The 546-nt window shown below is 78.4% G+C and carries 1 protein-coding gene; it reads left to right on the top strand.

Annotated elements, in window-relative coordinates; genetic code table 11:
- A partial coding sequence (locus OZN99_RS33275; protein WP_270939431.1) for a hypothetical protein occupies positions 1 to 416 on the top strand: 416 nt, incomplete at its 5' end.
- Positions 417 to 546: the final 130 nt, after the last annotated feature.

A 546-nucleotide genomic window follows, 5' to 3' on the forward strand; every position in this document is an offset into this window, starting at 1 on the left:
CCGTGCTGGACATGCTGCTGCCGCGGCTGGCGCAGGGCGCGGGGCTGCGCGGCGGCGATCCGCCGCGCCAGGTCGCGCGCCTCGCTGCCGCGTCGCTGCGCCCGGGCGAGGTGCTGTTCGTCGCCAACTGGCATCCGGTGGCCTATGTGCTGGCCGGGCAGGCGCCGCCCACGCGCTTCGCCTTTCCCGGCCACCTGGCTGGCCATTTCGCGGCGCTCACGGGCGCGGATGCGGATGCGGAACTGGCGCGGGTGCTGGCCCTGCCGCCGGGCGTGATCGTCGTCGCCCCCGCCTTCTGGCCGCTGGTCCGGCCGGAGGCGCGCGCCGTGATCGAGGCCGCGCTGGCCGAGGGCTATGTGCTGGCCGGAACGGTCGCGGACGGAACCGGCCCGGTCGAGGTCTGGCGGCGCCGCTGAGCCGGGACCATGATGGCCGCGCATGGCGCCGCCGGGCACGCTCACCGACCTCCTCGAGACCGCCGCGGCGCGTCGCCCCGACGCGGCGGCGCTGCCGGGCCTGGACTGGGCCGGCGTGGCGGCGCGGGTG

Origin of the sequence: Falsiroseomonas oryzae (genome assembly GCF_027856955.1) — a bacterium.
In the GTDB taxonomy this organism is placed as follows: domain Bacteria; phylum Pseudomonadota; class Alphaproteobacteria; order Acetobacterales; family Acetobacteraceae; genus Falsiroseomonas; species Falsiroseomonas oryzae.